11 protein-coding genes are annotated in these 16,829 nt (G+C 70.9%); 8 read left to right on the plus strand and 3 right to left on the minus strand.

Annotated features, from left to right (window positions below; all coding sequences use genetic code 11):
• Window positions 1–4: 4 nt before the first annotated feature.
• The 5 genes from CES90_RS05375 (at window position 5) to CES90_RS05395 (ending at window position 5,052) form a co-directional block, all read left to right on the plus strand.
• A complete protein-coding gene (locus tag CES90_RS05375) occupies window positions 5–1,174 on the plus strand; it encodes an ABC transporter ATP-binding protein (protein ID WP_189782588.1) in 1,170 nt (389 codons plus the stop codon).
• Window positions 1,174–2,109: an ABC transporter permease gene (locus CES90_RS05380; RefSeq protein WP_189782589.1), complete on the plus strand. Its 936-nt coding sequence runs from the start codon at window positions 1,174–1,176 to the stop codon at window positions 2,107–2,109. The genes CES90_RS05375 and CES90_RS05380 overlap by 1 nt, the downstream gene beginning before the upstream one ends.
• Complete coding sequence (locus tag CES90_RS05385) at window positions 2,110–2,937, plus strand: ABC transporter permease (RefSeq protein ID WP_189782590.1); 828 nt, start codon at window positions 2,110–2,112, stop codon at window positions 2,935–2,937.
• A 38-nt stretch (window positions 2,938–2,975) separates the two neighbouring features.
• On the plus strand, window positions 2,976–4,394 hold the full coding sequence (locus tag CES90_RS05390; RefSeq protein WP_189782591.1) for an NAD(P)/FAD-dependent oxidoreductase: 1,419 nt from the start codon (window positions 2,976–2,978) through the stop codon (window positions 4,392–4,394).
• 205 nt (window positions 4,395–4,599) lie between these two features.
• Window positions 4,600–5,052, plus strand: coding sequence for a hypothetical protein (locus tag CES90_RS05395; RefSeq protein ID WP_189782592.1), 453 nt, complete (start codon window positions 4,600–4,602; stop codon window positions 5,050–5,052).
• Between the two features lie 37 nt (window positions 5,053–5,089).
• Here CES90_RS05395 and CES90_RS05400 read toward each other — a convergent pair whose 3' ends face one another.
• Together CES90_RS05400 and gabT are read right to left on the minus strand one after the other, a co-directional pair.
• Window positions 5,090–5,761 carry a phosphatase PAP2 family protein gene (locus tag CES90_RS05400; RefSeq protein WP_229913768.1) on the minus strand — a complete coding sequence of 224 codons (672 nt, stop codon included), beginning with the start codon at window positions 5,759–5,761 and terminating at the stop codon, window positions 5,090–5,092.
• A 387-nt stretch (window positions 5,762–6,148) separates the two neighbouring features.
• Window positions 6,149–7,483 (minus strand): 4-aminobutyrate--2-oxoglutarate transaminase, encoded by a 1,335-nt coding sequence (gene gabT / locus CES90_RS05405; RefSeq protein ID WP_189782594.1) that lies wholly within the window; start codon window positions 7,481–7,483, stop codon window positions 6,149–6,151.
• Between the two features lie 300 nt (window positions 7,484–7,783).
• Between gabT and CES90_RS05410 the strand changes: the two genes are divergently transcribed.
• From CES90_RS05410 to CES90_RS05420, 3 genes are all read left to right on the plus strand, one after another.
• Window positions 7,784–9,913 carry an ATP-binding protein gene (locus tag CES90_RS05410; RefSeq protein WP_189782595.1) on the plus strand — a complete coding sequence of 710 codons (2,130 nt, stop codon included), beginning with the start codon at window positions 7,784–7,786 and terminating at the stop codon, window positions 9,911–9,913.
• Between the two features lie 162 nt (window positions 9,914–10,075).
• Window positions 10,076–11,791, plus strand: coding sequence for a PucR family transcriptional regulator (locus CES90_RS05415; protein WP_189782596.1), 1,716 nt, complete (start codon window positions 10,076–10,078; stop codon window positions 11,789–11,791).
• 393 nt (window positions 11,792–12,184) lie between these two features.
• Window positions 12,185–13,636, plus strand: a complete 1,452-nt coding sequence (locus CES90_RS05420; protein WP_189782597.1) for an aldehyde dehydrogenase family protein — start codon at window positions 12,185–12,187, stop codon at window positions 13,634–13,636.
• A gap of 113 nt (window positions 13,637–13,749) precedes the next feature.
• On the opposite strand, the gene CES90_RS05425 is transcribed toward CES90_RS05420, so the two are convergent.
• On the minus strand, window positions 13,750–16,641 hold the full coding sequence (locus CES90_RS05425) for a glycoside hydrolase family 3 C-terminal domain-containing protein (RefSeq protein WP_189782598.1): 2,892 nt from the start codon (window positions 16,639–16,641) through the stop codon (window positions 13,750–13,752).
• Window positions 16,642–16,829: the final 188 nt, after the last annotated feature.

A 16,829-nucleotide genomic window follows, 5' to 3' on the forward strand; every position in this document is an offset into this window, starting at 1 on the left:
GACCATGAAGACCACACAGAACAACAGCGGTGACGTCCGCCTCTCCGGCATAGGCAAGACCTACGGGTCCTTCACCGCCGTGCATCCGCTCGATCTGACCGTGCCGGAAGGTTCCTTCTTCGCGCTGCTCGGGGCCTCCGGGTGTGGCAAGACGACCACCCTGCGCATGATCGCCGGGTTGGAGGAACCTTCCTGCGGGACCATCTCGCTCGGCGATCACGACGTGACGCAGCTGCCGCCGTACAAGCGGCCGGTGAACACGGTCTTCCAGTCGTACGCGCTCTTCCCGCACCTCGACATCTTCGAGAACGTCGCCTTCGGGCTGCGTCGCCGTGGCATCAGGAGCGTGAAGAAGCAGGTCGAGGAGATGCTGGAGCTGGTTCAGCTCGGTGAGCAGGCGCGTAAGAAGCCGCATCAGCTGTCGGGCGGCCAGCAGCAGCGTGTCGCCGTGGCCCGCGCGCTGATCAACCACCCCAAGGTGCTCCTCCTCGACGAACCCCTCGGTGCCCTCGACCTCAAGCTGCGCCGCCAGATGCAGCTTGAGCTGAAGCGCATCCAGACCGAGGTCGGCATCACGTTCATCCATGTCACCCACGACCAGGAGGAGGCCATGACCATGGCCGACACGGTCGCCGTGATGAACGCCGGCCGCGTCGAGCAACTCGGCTCACCCGCCGACCTGTACGAGAACCCGCGGACGACGTTCGTCGCCAACTTCCTCGGCACCTCCAACCTCATCGAGGCCGAGGTCGACTCCAAGAGCGGCGACGACATCGTGCTCAAGGCGGGCGACGGCAAACTGGTCCTTCCCGAGGCGCGGTGCAGCGCGCCCACCGCGACCGGCGGCAAGGTCCTCGTCGGCGTACGGCCCGAGAAGATCACCCTCACGCACGCGGACGACGCCGGGGAGATCCCGGTCGGCCGCAACCGCCTCACCGGGAAGATCGCCGCCACCAGTTTCATCGGCGTCTCCACGCAGTACGTGATCGACAGCTCGGTCTGCCCCGAGTTCGAGGTGTACGTCCAGAACATCGAACGCGACGCCCGGCTCGTCCCCGGCGCCGACGTCGTCCTGCACTGGAGCCCGGCGCACACCTTCGGGCTGGACGCCGCCCAGTCCCTGCTTGCTGGGACAGCGGGCTCCGCCGGTGTGGAAGAGGGAGCGGCCGCCTGATGCCGACACTCACCGAAGCCGAGGCGCCACCGCCTCTCGCGCCCGCCCCGACCACCGCGACGCCGCCTCGCAAGTCGGGCCGCTGGACGCCGTATCTGCTGCTCGCGCCCGGTCTGATCTGGTTGCTGGTGTTCTTCGCGATGCCGGTGGTCTACCAGGCCTCCACGTCCGTGCAGACGGGCTCCCTGGAGGAGGGGTACAAGGTCACCTGGCACTTCGCGACGTACTGGGACGCGCTGAGCGAGTACTACCCGCAGTTCCTGCGCTCGGTGCTCTACGCGGGCTCGGCGACGCTCCTGTGTCTGCTGCTGGGCTATCCGCTGGCGTATCTGATCGCGTTCCGTGCGGGACGGTGGCGCAATCTGATCCTGATCCTGGTGATCGCGCCGTTCTTCACCAGCTTCCTGATCCGTACGCTCGCCTGGAAGACGATCCTGTCGGACGGCGGCCCGGTCGTCGGCGCCCTCAACTCGCTGCACGTCCTGGATGTCACCAGCTGGCTCGGTCTGACGGCGGGGGACCGGGTGCTGGCCACGCCGCTCGCGGTGGTCTGCGGTCTCACGTACAACTTCCTGCCGTTCATGATCCTGCCGCTGTACACCTCACTCGAACGCATCGACGGGCGGTTGCACGAGGCGGCCGGCGATCTGTACGCGAGGCCGATCACCACGTTCCGCAAGGTCACGTTCCCGCTGTCCATGCCCGGTGTCGTCTCCGGGACGCTGCTGACCTTCATTCCGGCGAGCGGTGACTATGTGAACGCCGAACTGCTCGGCTCCACCAACACCCAGATGATCGGCAACGTCATCCAGAGCCAATTCCTGCGGATCCTGGACTATCCGACGGCGGCGGCCCTTTCGTTCATCCTCATGGCCGCGATTCTCCTCATGGTCACGGTCTACATCCGTAAGTCCGGGACGGAGGATCTGGTTTAAATGGACACGCGACGGAGTCGCAAATCTGGCACGAGCGTCAACTGGCTCAAGCGCCATCTCGTCGTCATCGCGGGACTTCTGACGCTCGGCTATCTGCTCCTGCCGAATATCGTCGTCACCGTCTTCTCCTTCAACCAGCCGAAAGGCCGCTTCAATTACGAGTGGCAGAAGTTCTCCACGGACGCCTGGACCGATCCGTGCGGCGTGGCCGACCTGTGCGGCTCGCTCACGCTCAGCCTCCAGCTGGCCGCCTGGGCGACGCTCGGCGCGACCGTCCTCGGCACCCTGATCGCCTTCGCGCTGGTGCGGTACCGCTTTCGCGCGCGGGGCGCGGTGAACTCGCTGATCTTCCTGCCGATGGCGATGCCCGAGGTCGTGATGGCCGCCTCTCTGCTCACCCTTTTCCTCAACCTGGGTGCCCAGTTGGGTTTCTGGACGATCCTGATCGCCCACATCATGTTCTGCCTCAGCTTCGTCGTGGTCGCCGTCAAGGCGCGCGTGATGTCGATGGACCCGAGGCTGGAGGAAGCCGCGCGGGATCTGTACGCCGGGCCCGTGCAGACCTTCGTCAGGGTCACGCTCCCGATCGCCGCCCCCGGCATCGCGGCGGGCGCGCTGCTCGCCTTCGCGCTCTCCTTCGACGATTTCATCATCACCAATTTCAACGCGGGCGCGACCGTCACCTTCCCCATGTTCGTCTGGGGTTCGGCACAGCGCGGCACGCCGGTTCAGATCAATGTCATCGGTACGGCCATGTTCCTCGTCGCCGTACTGTTCGTGGTGGCCGGAATGGTCATCGGAAACCGCAGAAAGCGACAGAAGGCATAACGCCTGCCATACGGAAATCTCTGTAGGGAGTTGAAATCATGGCCCCAAGCGCCATGAGCAATTGGACAAAGTCACTCTCCGACGCACAGCCGGTCCCGTACTGGCTCGAAGACCCCGGCAAGCCCCACCCCGAGCCCGCGCTCACCGGCGCCGAGACCTGCGACCTGCTGGTCGTCGGCGGTGGCTACAGCGGGCTGTGGACCGCGCTGATCGCCAAGGAGCGCGACCCGCGGCGGGATGTCGTCCTGCTGGAAGGCCGTGAGGTGGGCTGGGCCGCCTCCGGCCGCAACGGCGGCTTCTGCGCCGCCTCGATCACCCACGGCCTGGCCAACGGCCTCGCCCGCTGGCCCGAAGAGATCCACAAGCTGGAGGAACTCGGCGCCCGCAACCTCGACGAGATCGAGGCGGCCGTCGCCCGGCACGACCTCGACTGCGACTTCGAACGCACCGGCGAGATCGACGTGGCGACCGAGACGTACCAGGCGTGGGAACTGCGCGACCAGTACGAGGAGATGGAACGCAGGGGCCTCGCCGACGGCATCGAGTTCCTGGACGCCGACGCGGTCCGCGAACAGGTCGCCTCACCGACGTTCGAGGCCGGCCTCCACGACCGCCGCGGCGTGGCCATGCTGCACCCCGCCCGACTCGCCTGGGGCCTGAAGCGGGCCTGCATACGGCTCGGCGTCCGCGTCTACGAGCACACCCCGGCGCTGACGCTGAAGGCGTACGGCCCGGGCATGGCCGTCCGCACGCCCTACGGCCAGGTCCGCGCCCGGCAGGTCGCGCTCGGCACGAACATCTTCCCGAGCCTGGTCAAGCGCCTGCGCGCGTACACCGTCCCGGTCTACGACTACGCGCTGATGACCGAGCCGCTGACCGCCGACCAGCTGGCGTCCATCGGCTGGAAGAACCGCCAAGGGCTCGCCGACACCGCCAACCAGTTCCACTACTTCCGGCTCAGCGCCGACAACCGGATCCTGTGGGGCGGTTACGACTCGATCTACCCGTACGGCGGCCGCGTGCGCGCCGAGTACGACGACCGGCCCGAGACGTACGCCAAGCTCGCCGGGCACTTCTTCACCTGCTTCCCGCAGTTGGAGGGCGTCCGTTTCACCCACGCCTGGGGCGGCGCGATCGACACCTGCTCGCGCTTCTCGGCGTTCTTCGGCACCGCCCACCACGGCCGGGTCGCGTACGCGGCCGGCTTCACGGGGCTCGGAGTCGGCGCGACGCGGTTCGGCGCGGACGTCATGCTCGACCTGCTCGCGGGGGAGCGCACGGAACGCACCGAGCTGGCGATGGTCCGCAAGAAGCCGCTGCCGTTCCCGCCCGAGCCGTTCGCCTGGACCGGTATCGCCCTCACCAAGTGGTCCCTGGCTCGCGCCGACTCCCACGCCGGCCGACGCAACCTGTGGCTGAAGGCCATGGACCGCCTGGGGCTGGGCTTCGACAGCTGAGACCCGCAAGCTGGAGGGCGTGCACGACCCGGAGGGCGTGAAGGCGCACTCGTGATCAACAGGCGTACGCTCCGCTCGATCGCCCCTACTCGATTCACCACCAAGAAGTGGTCGGAACCCGCGTAATGCCCGGCCCGAACCCCTGTCTGTGTTCCTGGCGCGAAACCGCGTGCAAGGGAGCCCTACAGAGAGGAAGGTCCCTGTCATGACTGGGGCCAAGACGGCGGTCGAGTGGCTGGCATCCGTAGCACCGGATCCCGAGGCCTGCCGCTGGGAGTGGGAACGCAACCCCCTGGGGGTCGCCCTGCTCCCGGCGGGCAGGGCCTGGGACGTCCTGATCCTGCGGGGCGAACTCGGCTACCCGACGCTCGACGTTCTGACGCGCATCGTCGACCAGCCCGGCCCCGTGCTCGTCGACTTCGGCGACGACCGCATGGGCTTCTTCGTGCCCCCGGGAACGGCGTCCCGGTGGCTCGGCACGGGCGTGCGCGGCGTGGGCCGCGGCACCTGGATCGTGGTGCCGTACCCGGGTCGGCAGAGCGGCGGCGTCCGCTGGCTGATCCCACCGGACGGCGTCGGCACCCTCACCGACCCGGCGCTGCTCGAACTGGCGATACACGAGGCGGCGGCGGGCCTGGCCAGGGGCGAGGACCGTTAGGGCCCTTCTGACGGATCTCCGTCCCTGGGGCTGGACGTCAGTCGGAGCCGCGACGCGAACCGAACCACCACAGCGAGGAGAGCAGCGTCGCGCACACGCACCAGCTCGCCACCACGTCGAGCGGCCAGTGGTAGCCCTGGCGCACCAGGCCGAAGCCGACGCCGATGTTCACCACGACCGCGATGACGACGACCGCGCGGCGCACGAGGGCGCCGCGCAGCCAGGGCAGTAGCAACAGCACGGCACCGCCGTACGCGAGGGAGGCGGTCGCCGTGTGGCCGGAAGGGTAGAAACCCGTCCCCGGGCCCATGATCGGCGGGCCCGACCGGGCGATGAGCTCCTTCAGCGGGATGACCCAGAGCGGTATGACGGCCATGAGGAGGGCCGCGGCGGCGGACGGCCGCCACCAGTGGTCCCTACCGGTGGCGCGCGTACGCCATGCGACGTAGCCGAGCACGAGGGCCAGGACCGGGACGGCGACCGTGATGTTGCCGAGGTCGGCGAGGAACTGGGTGGGGGCGCCCCGCTGTACCAGGGAGTCACTGAGGCGTTCGTCCGCGCGGGCGAGTGGGCCGGCGGCGACGACCTGCCAGGTGATCAGCGCGAAGAGGGCGGCCGGAAGGCCGAAGAGGACTGAGAGGAGGAAGGTCGGCCATCCCCGAACAGGGGGGGTGGTTCGGGGATGGCCGTCCGGATCGGTGTGCCGCACGCCCCGGGGGGTTTGGGGCGGGCGGCCATCCGATCGGTGAGGAGATCCGGAGCCGGAAGCTCCGGGTGTGTGCGCGAGGGCACGACCAGGGCGAAGCTGGGGAGGCCCCGACCCGGTGTCGCCCACAGTCCCCTGTGGGCGGGGTGTATCTCTCATCTGGGGAAGAACCTACGGCAGGGAATGCGGTGACGACAGGCGAAAACGCGACCCGACATGCACCTTGCACACCTTCTTCACTCCCTCTGACCCTCATTCACAGGGAGCGGAATCCAGGTGCGGATTCCGGTTCCGGGAAGTGTGGGACGTCGGAGACGGATGAGGGATTCCGTATGCGCCCCGTGCGGGTGAGGGCTCAGTGACGGGATCGGAGCGGCATCGGATACGGACTCAGATACGGGTGAACGCCTGCTCGATGATGTCGAGGCCCTCGTTCAGCAGGTCCTCGCCGATGACGAGCGGCGGCAGGAAGCGCAGCACGTTGCCGTAGGTGCCACAGGTCAGGACCAGCAGACCCTCCTGGTGGCAGGCCTTGGCCAGCGCGGCGGTCGCCTCCGGGTTCGGCTCCTTCGTCGTACGGTCCTTGACCAGCTCGATCGCGATCATCGCGCCACGCCCGCGGACGTCGCCGATGACGTCGAACTTCTCGGCCATGGCGGTGAGGCGGGCCTTCATGACCCCCTCGATCTGCTTCGCCCTGGCGTTGAGGTCGAGCTCCTTCATCGTCTCGATCGAGCCGAGGGCACCCGCGCAGGCGACGGGGTTGCCGCCGTAGGTGCCGCCCAGGCCACCCGCGTGCGCCGCGTCCATGATCTCCGCGCGCCCGGTGACGGCGGCGAGCGGCAGACCGCCCGCGATGCCCTTCGCCGTTGTGATCAGGTCCGGGACGATGCCCTCGTCCTCGCACGCGAACCACTGGCCCGTACGGCAGAAGCCCGACTGGATCTCGTCCGCGACGAAGACGATGCCGTTGTCGGAGGCGAACTGGCGGATGGCCGGAAGGAAGCCCTTGGCCGGCTCGATGAAGCCGCCCTCGCCGAGCACCGGCTCGATGATGATCGCGGCCACGTTGTCCGGGCCGACCTGCTTGGTGATCTGGTCGATGGCCTGCGCGGCGGCCTCCGAACCCGCGTTCTCCGGGCCGGTCGGCCAGCGGTAGCCGTACGCCACCGGCACCCGGTAGACCTCGGGCGCGAACGGGCCGAAGCCGTGCTTGTACGGCATGTTCTTGGCGGTCAGCGCCATCGTGAGGTTGGTGCGGCCGTGGTAGCCGTGGTCGAACACGACCACGGCCTGTCGCTTGGTGTAGGACCGGGCGATCTTCACGGCGTTCTCGACGGCCTCGGCGCCGCTGTTGAACAGCGCGGACTTCTTGGCGTGGTCACCCGGGGTCAGCTCGGCGAGGGCCTCCGCGACCTCCACGTACCCCTCGTACGGCGTGACCATGAAACAGGTGTGTGTGAAGTCCTGGAGCTGGGCGGAGGCCCGGCGGACGACGGCCTCGGCGGAGGCGCCGACGCTTGTCACCGCGATGCCCGAGCCGAAGTCGATCAGCCGGTTGCCGTCGACGTCCTCGACGATCCCGCCGCCCGCGCGCGCGGTGAACACCGGCAGCACGGAGCCCACCCCCGCCGCGACGGCGGCAATACGTCGGGCCTGCAACTCCTGCGACTTCGGTCCGGGGATGGCGGTGACGACGCGGCGCTCCTGAGGAAGTGCGGTCATGCGAGGCTCCTGGGGTTCTGCGGAGGGCGTGCTACGGATGGGGGCGTTGCGGACGCTTGCTTTCTTTTCTCGCAGGCTAGGACCGGACAGGAGCAGTGGGCATGCTCCATGTGGGCGTTGTTGACGGCGCCGGTTGTCCTCGGTGGACATGGCGCGTTGTCGGTGGTGAAGCGGGGCGGACGGGTCACGGGCCCGCCGCTTCGCGGCCCGCCCGGCCGGGTAAACGGTGAACTCCCCTTGTGGGAGCGTTAGATTGGCACGCTGATGGTGGACGGAACGGCTGGTCAGGGGGCAAGCGCGATGAACAGCGACGGGACGCGGGACGCGCGGGGCACGCATGCGAATCCTGTGCCGCGTCCGGCGGGGTCGCCGGAGATGCCCGCAGCGCCTCCTCCGCCTCCCCTGCCCACGGGCACGCCGGGGCTGCCGCCCAGGCCGGACGGGAACGCCTTCCTGTCCTGGCTGCGGGCGCCGCGCCCGGAGGCGGCGCCCGGTGTGTGGCGGTTCAAGCACACGCCTCGGCCCGACGAGGAACCCGAGGCCGTCCCCGGCCGGCAGCTGCTCGGCGGCGCGCTGATCGCCTTCCTCGTCGGCTGGCTGATCTGGTCCCTGCTCTGGAACGGCTACCTCGGTGGCTGGTGGCTGGTGCCGCTGTACGCGATGGTTCCCGACTCCTGGGCGCCGCCCGGCTCGTACTCCTCGGTGGTCTTCAGCTACGCCTGGTACACGATCATCGCCCTGGTGATCATGGTCGGGGTCGGGCGCCTCGGCCGCTGGGGCGAGGTCTGGCGCCGCTACGGGGCCCCGCGCTTCCGGCAGCCCCAGGAGCGGCAGGTCGTACCGCCGCCCCAGGAGGACCCGGCGGCCTGGCCGCAGCTGAGGGAGGCCGGAGCCGTCGAAGCCGCCGACCGGCTGGTCGCCGAGGCGCGGGCCGGGCTCATGCGGGACGTCGACCACGCCAGGATCATGCGCGCCTGGCAGGGGGTACGCAGCGGCCGGCACAGTCTCGCGACCTTCACCGGTGCCGTGGTGAAGGACGGCGCGGCCGCCTGTCTGCACCCCTCCGGGGAGCGGGACCTGCCGGGCCGCCTCGCCCAGCACGACATGGTCACCGGGCAGGTCCGGCTGGGCGCCGCGGTCGACGACCCGCGCAACCCGTACGCCTACCGGGGCACGGGCCTCGCCCTGGCCCCCGAGCTGCTCGCCACCTCTCTGCTCGCCGTCGGGCCCCCCGGCTCCGGCAAGACCGGGGGGGTGGTGTGGCCCATCGCCGAGTCGCTGTGTCTGCACGCGCTGGCGGGGCGGGCGGCGGTGGTGGTCGTGGGCGCGGCGGGCGCCGGGCTCGGACCGGCCGACGCCTACGACGTCGTCGTACGCATCGGAAACCCCGAATCCGTCTACGACCTCGACCTCTACGGCGGGACCACGGACCCCGACGAGGCCGCCGCCGTCCTCGCCGAGGCGCTGGTCGGTGACCTCGCCGACCCGCACCCCGGTGGCGACAGCCGGCGCTCGACCACCGTCCTCGCCCAGCTCCTCGGCCCCTTCCGGGCTGTGCACGGCCGTTTCCCCTCCGTACCGCAGCTGCGCCGGCTGCTGGACGGCGCGCCCGGCCCGCTGGGCGAGCTGCGCAAGGCGCTCCAGGACGCCGGGCAGGACTCGCTGCTGCGGGAACTGGACGCGCGGGAACGGCAGTTGGGGCATCCCGGGGACGTCGGCTCCGTGCTGGCCGACCGGGTCGCGCTCATCGACCGGCCCGCCTTCGCCGGGTTCTTCGACACCTCCGGACAGTCCCGGCCGTTCTCCCTCCGGGCGCTCGACCACCCCGTACGGGTCCGGATCGACCTGCCCGAACGCGGCCACGCCGACGCCTCGCGCATCCTGGCCCGGCTGGTGCTGGCGCAGTTCACCGCGAGCGTGGCGGTACGGGAGGACCGGTCGCTGTTCGCCTGCCTGGTACTGGACGACGCGACGGGCGTCGTGACACCGGAAGCCGTACGCGGTATCCAGCGGCTGCGGTCCGCCAACGCCGGGACCGTGCTCACGCTCCGGACCCTCGACGACGTGCCCCGGCCGCTGCGCGGGCCGCTGCTCGGCGCCACCGGGTGCCGGATGGCGCTGTCCGGGCTGACCCCGTGGGACGGACAGGACTTCGCCGAGGTGTGGGGCAAGGAGTGGACCGAGGCGCGGGACGTCACCGACCGGCAGATCATCGCCGACTCCCCGGCGGGGAAGGCCTGGCACGCGCTGCGCCGGGTGATCACGGGCCACGCGCCGACCGCCCGCGCCGTGACCGTACGGCAGGTCGAGCGGGAGCGGTGGTCGGCGTCCGAACTGGCCCACGGGGTGCCGCCGGGCCACGCGGTGCTGTCCCTGACGAACGTGCGGGGCGAGCACGCGCCGCCACTGCTGGTGGACCTCAGGAGCTGAACAGGACAATCCAGGAGCGAGCGCACCCGGCGACCGTACGGTGAGGCAGAATCTACACAGGTCGTTCATACGCGGTGGCCAAAGAGTCCTGACATTGATCGCGCCGCGGTGATCGTGGAGACCACACCGTCCTGACACTGATCCGCCGATCCGAAGGTCCCCATGCCCCCGACGCTCGCCTCGCTCGTCCACCACTCCGCGCTCAAGCTGACCGTGCGGGCGGGCGCCGACCACCTGGACGTGCCGGTCCGCTGGGCGCACCCGAGCGAGCTCGCCGATCCCGTGCCGTACATGGAGGGCGGCGAGCTGCTGCTGATCACCGCGCTGAAGCTGGACGCGGAGGACCCGGAGGCCATGCGGCGCTATGTACGGCGGTTGGTGGGGGCCGGGGTCGTCGGGCTCGGGTTCGCGGTCGGCCTGCACTACGAGGAGATCCCCGAGGCGCTCGTCGACGCGGCGGAGGGGGAGGGGCTGCCCCTGCTCGAAGTGCCCCGGCGTACGCCCTTCCTCGCCATCAGCAAGGCGGTGTCGGCAGCCATCGCCGCCGATCAGTACCGGGCCGTGACGGCGGGGTTCGCAGCGCAGCGGGAACTCACCAGGAAGGCGCTCAACGACGGCCCCGAGGGGCTCGTCGCCGCGCTCGCCGGGCAGGTCGACGGGTGGGCCGCCCTGTACGACGCATCCGGTGCGGTCGTCGCGGTGGCGCCAGAGTGGGCGGAGCGGCGCGCCGGGCGGCTGACCGCCGAGGTCGAGCGGCTGCGGGACCGGCCCGCGCCGGCCAGCGCGGTCGTCGGCGGCGAGGACCGCGTCGAACTGCACTCCCTCGGCACCGGGCGCCGGGCGCGCGCCGCGCTCGCCGTCGGGACCGCCGCGGCACCCGGCACGGCCGAGCGGTACGCCGTCCACTCCGCGATCGCGCTGCTGACGCTGACGACGGAGCGGTCACGGCCGCTGCACGCCGCCGAGCAGCGGCTCGGGGCGGCGGTGCTGCGGATGCTGCTGGCCGGGGAGTCCGACCATGCGCGGGCCGTCGCCGGGGATCTGTACGGCGAGCTGCTGGACGCGCCGTTCCGGCTGATCCTCGCGGAGTCGGGCTCGGCGTCTGCGGCGCGGGCGCGGGTGGAGGGGGAGGCGGCCGCCGGTACCGGGGGCGTGGTCACCGCCGCCGAGGGTGGGAGAGCGAACCCCACTCCCGCTGCCGCGCTTGCCGTCGTCGATCCGAACGCCGATCCGCTCGGGCAGCTCGCCGAGGTCGTCGAGGCCGCCGCCGCGCGGGCCGGGGAGGCGGTGCTGGTCGTGCCGGACGGGGAGCGGCTTGTCGTGCTCGCGGTGGATGGGGGCGCCGCTGTTGCCGCGTGCGGGGAGTTCGCGGTGGCGGTCGAGGCGTCGCGGGCGGCGGTGCGGGACTCGGCCGGCGGTGGCCCCGCTCCGGCTCCTGTCGAGGAGGAGGAACTCGTCGTCGGGTTGTCCGCGCCCGCCGGGCCCGTCGCGGCCGGGGCCGCGTTCAAGCAGGCTGAGCAGGCGTTGTCCGTGGCCCGGCGGCGGGGGCGGTGCCTCGTCGAGCACGAGGAGCTTGCCGCAGGCTCTGTGCTGCCGCTGCTTGCCGATGACGCGGTACGGGCTTTCGCGGATGGCATGTTGCGGGCGCTGCGCGAGCACGACGCTACGGGGCGGGGGGATCTTGTCGCCTCGCTCCGGGCGTGGTTGTCGCGGCATGGGCAGTGGGACGCGGCTGCGGCGGATCTCGGGGTTCACCGGCATACGTTGCGGTATCGGATGCGGCGGGTGGAGGAGATTCTGGGGCGGTCGTTGGATGATCCTGATGTGCGGATGGAGTTGTGGCTGGCGTTGAAGGCGACGGCCGCGGCCGGGGAGTAGGGCGGTTTTTTCGCCCCCGCCGCCCCTACCCATTCCCATCCCCAGGGGCGCTGCCCCATCGCCCCCGATCTGCGGGTGGGTGGGGGCTTGTCGCGCAGTTCCCCGCGCCCCTTCAGGGGCGCGGGGCTGTATCGATGTGCGGCTCCGCCGCGGGGGCGCGAGCAACCCAGCACAACCCGCGCGTACCAACGCACCCGGGGGTCTGGGGGCAGCAGCCCTCAGGGATGGGACGGGTAGGGGCGGCGGGGCGAAAAACTCCGGCCCACCAGGCCAAAGCGGCGTAACCCCCGGCGGGACTCGTACACGCCGGACAAGCGACCCCCTGCCGCCCCGGCCCTACCGTGGAGCCGAAGCCAATGCGCCGACCAACCCACCGAAGGGCCGGGATCGACTATGACCGCCACGCACGCCTTCTGGCTCGCCGGCCGTGAGGCCACCGGTGAGACCACGTTCGACGTCACCTCGCCCTGGGACGGCCGCCTCGTCGGCGAGGTGAGCGTGCCGACGGACGCGCAGGTCGAGGAGGCCGTGGCCGCCGCCTACGCCGTACGGGACGAGTTCGCGGCGACCCCGGCCCACGTACGGGCCGCCGCGCTGGACCACGTCAGCAGGCGGCTCGTCGAGCGGACCGAGGAGATCGCGCGGCTGATCTCCGCCGAGAACGGCAAGCCGATCAAGTGGGCGCGGGGGGAAGTCGGGCGCGCCGTGTCCGTGTTCCGTTTCGCGGCCGAGGAGGCGCGGCGGTTCAACGGCGGTGAGGCCCAGCGGCTCGATACCGACCTCGGCGGCCAGGGGCGGCTCGCCCTCACGCGCCGCTTCCCCAAGGGCGTCGTCCTCGGCATCGCGCCCTTCAACTTCCCGCTCAACCTCTGCGCCCACAAGATCGCCCCGGCGATAGCGGCCGGTGTGCCGATCATCCTGAAGCCCGCTCCGGCCACTCCGCTCTCCGGGCTCGTCATCGGCGAGCTGCTCGGCGAGACCGGGACCACTCTCCCTGCCGGGTCCTGGAGCATCCTGCCGGTCGCGAACGACCGTATGCCCGCCCTCGTCCAGGACCCCCGCCTGCCCGTCATCTCCTTCACCGGGTCCGAGAAGGTCGGCTACGCGATCATGGACTCGGTGCCGCGCAAGCACTGCACGCTGGAGCTCGGCGGCAATGGCGCGGCCGTCGTCCTCGCGGACTACGCGAGCGACGAGGACCTCGACTGGGCCGCGAACCGTATCGCCACCTTCTCCAACTACCAGGGCGGCCAGTCCTGCATCTCCGTGCAGCGGGTGATCGCGGACGCGTCCGTGTACGAGCGGCTGCTGCCCCGCATCGTGGCCGCCGTCGAGGCACAGGTCACCGGTGACCCCTCCGACGACGCCACCGACGTCGGACCGCTGGTCAGCGAGGACGCCGCCAAGCGCGTCGAGGCGTGGGTGCAGGAAGCCGTGGAGGCGGGCGCACAGCTGCTCACCGGGGGCAAGCGCGACGGCGCCTCGTACGCGCCGACCGTCCTCGTCGACGTACCGGCCGACACCACCCTCTCCTGCGAGGAGGTCTTCGGACCCGTCCTCACCGTGCGGAAGGTGGACGGGGAGGGCGAGGCCTTCGCCGCCGTCAACGACTCCAAGTACGGCCTCCAGGCCGGGGTGTTCACGCACGACCTGCAGACTGCCTTCCGCGCCCACCGCGCGCTGGAGGTCGGCGGCGTGGTCATCGGCGACGTGCCGTCCTACCGCGCCGACCAGATGCCGTACGGCGGCGCCAAGCAGTCCGGTGTCGGGCGCGAGGGCGTGCAGTTCGCGATGGACGACTACACGTACGAGCGGGTCATGGTACTGACGGGGCTGAACCTCTAGTTGTGACAATCATTTTCATGTAGCCTGGGGTCAGATCCCGGGATGAAGGGGCCCGGCACCGATGCCTTCCGGTGCCGGGCCCCTTCTGTGTGTGTCGGCCTGCTTCCGGACCCTCAACCGGAGAAGCCGACGCGCGCGAGCCGCAGTGGGCCGCGCAGCTTGAGATGGACGTCGTGCACGCCGGCGGCCTCGATGCCGGCGCGGAGGGCGGTGTACGTGTACGGGTCGTCCGGGTCGCCGGTGGGTTGGTCGAGCGTCAGGGTGGCGAGGACCGGACCGCCGATGAGGGAGAACTCGACGCTTCCCTCGCCTGCCACCTCCACCGTCAACTCCGTGGCGGCCGGGCCGAAGTCGCAGTTGCGGAAGACGAGTTCACCCGTTCCACCCGATGCGCCGCCCGTCGGCGTCACCGCGTCGCCCGACTCCTTCGCGCGGTCGACGATCTCCGTACCGCGCTGTTCGTCGAAGTCCGCCGCGTCGAGGCCGCGTTCGAGGACCGGGCGAGGGGCGATCGGGTCGCCCTCGACGTCGACGGTCGTACGGAGGCGGATGTCCTCGCTCGACGCGCCGATCAGCAACTCGTACGCGCCGGGCTCCAGATGCCACCTGCCGTGCGCCACGTCCCAGAACTCCAGGGCGGACAGCGGGAGCCGGAAGGTCAGCTCCGTCGAGGCTCCGGGGGCGAGGGTGACGCGGCGGTGGCCGAGCAACTCGCGGCGGGGGCGCGGGACCGAGGGCGCCACGGCCCGGACGTAGAGCTGGGCGACCTCGTCGGCGCTCACCCCGCTCGTGTTGGTGACCGTGAACGAGACCGTCAGCTCACCCTCGTCCGGACCACCGCCCGCGAGGACGTTGAGGTTCTCGTACGCGAAATCCGCATACGACAGGCCGTGGCCGAACGGGAACAGCGGGGTGCCCTCGAAGTACAGATACGTCTGGCGGGCGCCGATCACGTCGTAGTCGAGGAGATCGGGGAGGTCCGCGTCGGAGGCGTACCAGGTCTGCGGGAGCCGGCCGGCGGGGGAGACGTCGCCGGCGAGGACGCGGGCCAGGGCGGTGCCCGCGGCCTGGCCGCCGTGCGCGGTCCACAGAACGGCGGGCAGGTCGGCGTGGTCGAGCGCGTAGGGGTAGGCCGAGACCAGGACCAGGGCCGTGTTCGGGTTGGCGGCGCGGGCCGCGCGCAGCAGCCGCTCCTGGTGGGCCGGGAGGGCGAGGCCGGGGCGGTCCTCCGTCTCGCGGCCGTTGATGTGCGGGTCGTTGCCCGCGACCACGACGACCACGTCGGCCGCGGCGGCGGCCCTGGTCACGGCCTCCTCGCCGGGCTCGGTCACGATGAGCTCGAAGACTTCCGGATTCGCGTCGTTCTCGTCGGCAACCTTTACGCCGTCGGCGGCGACAGTGACATACCGGCCTGTCCCCGGGTGCTTGAGGAGGTGACCGTTCTCATGGGATTCGGAGGGCTCCAGGCGGAAGATCTCCTGGACCACCCAGCCACCCGGCTGGTCGGCGGCCGCGCGGATGTAGCCGTCCTCGGCTACCGAGAGGTAACGGCCGTCCGGCGCACGGAAGGTGAGCGCGCCCTCGCCCCAGTCGATCAGCGCGAGGTCGGTGCCGGCCGGGTCGGTGGTGAGCGGCGGCAGGTCCGTGCGGCCGGCGAGCAGCGCCGGGTCGAGGGCGCCCTCCGCGCCGCGTACCTCGTCGGTGGCGTCGGCGGCCTCGGGCACGGACAGATACGCGCCGGTGGACAACGCCTTGAGGCGTACGCGGTCCACGCCCTCCGCGAACGTCACGCGCTCGGCGCCGAACCGGTCGTTCACGCCCTCCAACGGTGTGGACCGGTGGATGAGGGCGCCGCTGTACCAGTCGAGCTTGCACTCGTCGGCGAGGAGACCGACGACCGCGATCCGGGTGTCCCCGGACAGCGGCAGCAGGCCGCCCTCGTTCTTCAGCAGGACGACCGCCTGCTCGGCGGCCTCCTGGGCGAGGTCCCGGTGGGCCGGGGTGTCGAAGTCCTTGGCGTCGGCGTACGGGTCCTGTTCCGGGTCGAACTCGGCGAGGCGGAAGCGGACCGAGAGCTGGCGGCGGACCGCCTCGTCGATGTCGTCCGCGCTCAGCAGGCCCTGGACGAGGGCGCCCTGGATTCGTTCGACGATCTTGGTGCCGTCCGTGCCGTGGTCGGTGAAGCTGTCGACGCCGGCGCGGATCGCGGCGGCGGTCGCCTCCTCGTGGGTGTCGAAGTAGTGCTCGGAATCGACCAGGTTGGAGGGCGCGCTCGCGTCCGAGCAGACCATCAGGTGCTCGTCGGTCCAGGTGCGAAGGTGCTCGGACAGGTAGGGCGAGACGTGGTTGGGGCGACCGTTGACCAGGTTGTACGCGGGCATCACGCCGGCCACCGCGCCCGCCTCGACCGTCTCCCGGAAGGCGCGCAGGTCGTACTCGTGCAGGACGCGCGGGCGGACCGAGGAGGACGTGACGTCGCGGCCGGTCTCGTTGTTGTGCGCCAGCCAGTGCTTGAGGACGGGGGCTGTCCGCCAGTACGTGGGGTGGTCGCCGCGCAGGCCGCGGGTGTACGCGGTCGCGATCGCCGAGGTCAGCTTGGGGTCCTCGGAGTAGCCCTCCTCGTTGCGGCCCCACAGGGGGTGGCGCAGCAGGTTCACCGTGGGCGCCCAGACGTTGAGGCCGACGCGGTCGTCGAGGGCGCGCATGGCGCGGACCTCGGTGGACACCGCCTCGCCGACTCGCCGTACGAGGTCCTCGTTCCAGGTCGCGCCGAGGCCGACAGCCTGCGGGAACACCGTCGCGGGGCCCATCCAGGCCACGCCGTGCAAGGCCTCCTGCCCGGTGCGGAAGGCGGCGATCCTCAGGCGGTCGACAGCGGGGGCGAATTGGTGCAGGAGGGCGACCTTCTCGTCCAGGGTGAGTCGCTGGAGCAGATCGTCGATGCGCTTCGCGGGCGGCAGCTGCGGATCGCGGAAAGGCGGCGTGGGCAGCGTCTGTGCGGTCACGTGGGGATCCCTTTGGGTGGAGCGACGGGGCGCTTTCGAAGCGCTTCGATGCTGATTCGACCGAGGGGTGGGTGTCAAGAGACCAAGGTGCAACAGATCCGTTTTCTCGCCGTCATAAAGGCGGCGATATCGGGGCTCGGGTGCGGTGGTTCCCATCCTTCACGCCTCTCGGAAATCTCGGAATCGAC

The organism is Streptomyces capitiformicae, assembly GCF_002214185.1.
In the GTDB taxonomy this organism is placed as follows: domain Bacteria; phylum Actinomycetota; class Actinomycetes; order Streptomycetales; family Streptomycetaceae; genus Streptomyces; species Streptomyces capitiformicae.

Bases quoted from the DNA above. Each gene is read 5' to 3' on its own strand.
- CES90_RS05375 (WP_189782588.1), top strand. From the start codon at position 5: ATGAAGACCACACAGAACAACAGCGGTGACGTCCGCCTCTCCGGCATA.
- CES90_RS05380 (WP_189782589.1), top strand. From the start codon at position 1,174: ATGCCGACACTCACCGAAGCCGAGGCGCCACCGCCTCTCGCGCCCGCC.
- CES90_RS05385 (WP_189782590.1), top strand. From the start codon at position 2,110: ATGGACACGCGACGGAGTCGCAAATCTGGCACGAGCGTCAACTGGCTC.
- CES90_RS05390 (WP_189782591.1), top strand. From the start codon at position 2,976: ATGGCCCCAAGCGCCATGAGCAATTGGACAAAGTCACTCTCCGACGCA.
- CES90_RS05395 (WP_189782592.1), top strand. From the start codon at position 4,600: ATGACTGGGGCCAAGACGGCGGTCGAGTGGCTGGCATCCGTAGCACCG.
- gabT (WP_189782594.1), bottom strand. From the start codon at position 7,483: ATGACCGCACTTCCTCAGGAGCGCCGCGTCGTCACCGCCATCCCCGGA.
- CES90_RS05410 (WP_189782595.1), top strand. From the start codon at position 7,784: ATGAACAGCGACGGGACGCGGGACGCGCGGGGCACGCATGCGAATCCT.
- CES90_RS05415 (WP_189782596.1), top strand. From the start codon at position 10,076: ATGCCCCCGACGCTCGCCTCGCTCGTCCACCACTCCGCGCTCAAGCTG.
- CES90_RS05420 (WP_189782597.1), top strand. From the start codon at position 12,185: ATGACCGCCACGCACGCCTTCTGGCTCGCCGGCCGTGAGGCCACCGGT.